This window comes from Mesorhizobium sp. M7A.F.Ca.MR.362.00.0.0 (assembly GCF_004023175.1).
Classification (GTDB): domain Bacteria; phylum Pseudomonadota; class Alphaproteobacteria; order Rhizobiales; family Rhizobiaceae; genus Mesorhizobium.
On the sequence record NZ_RZTF01000910.1, the window covers coordinates 1 to 483 of the forward strand.

A 483-nucleotide genomic window follows, 5' to 3' on the forward strand; every position below is an offset into this window, starting at 1 on the left:
AGCCGCCTACGGCGGACGGCTCTACTCGCGCCGAAAAAAAGGCGGCGCTCACCGAACCCGCTAAAACGGTTTCGGCGCGTTCGCGTGACGATCCTCTCGCAGCAGGCGTGACGTTCGGGACGAGGGAAGCCTGATCGGCGTTGGGCAAATCAGCCACTGTCACCGCCTTCGCTCCGATGGAACCGGTTGGTTCCGACGCAGGCCTTCATGTCGTCGCGGCGAAACCAGATCGCGCGCCCGCAGCGCAGCGGCGGGTTGCCCGCGGTGAACACGATCTGCTCGTCGGCCCGCATGCGCATGACCTCATGCGGCAGGATCAGCGGCCGGCGGTTGAGTTGCTTGGATCGCGATCGCGACGATCCCTTCATTCCGGAGGAGCGGTTTGTCTGGTCGACCTCGACCGTCGTGTCGCCGCAACGCTTCGAAAGATACTCCGCCGTCTCCGGATCGTTGATCGCCGCGAACGAGATCCAGGATGCGGAC

1 protein-coding gene is annotated in these 483 nt (G+C 64.8%); it reads right to left on the bottom strand.

The annotated features are described in order from the left end of the window. Positions 1–149: 149 nt before the first annotated feature. Positions 150–483: type IV secretory system conjugative DNA transfer family protein (locus EOC06_RS38485; RefSeq protein WP_164899062.1), on the bottom strand; the 334-nt coding region annotated here is incomplete at its 5' end.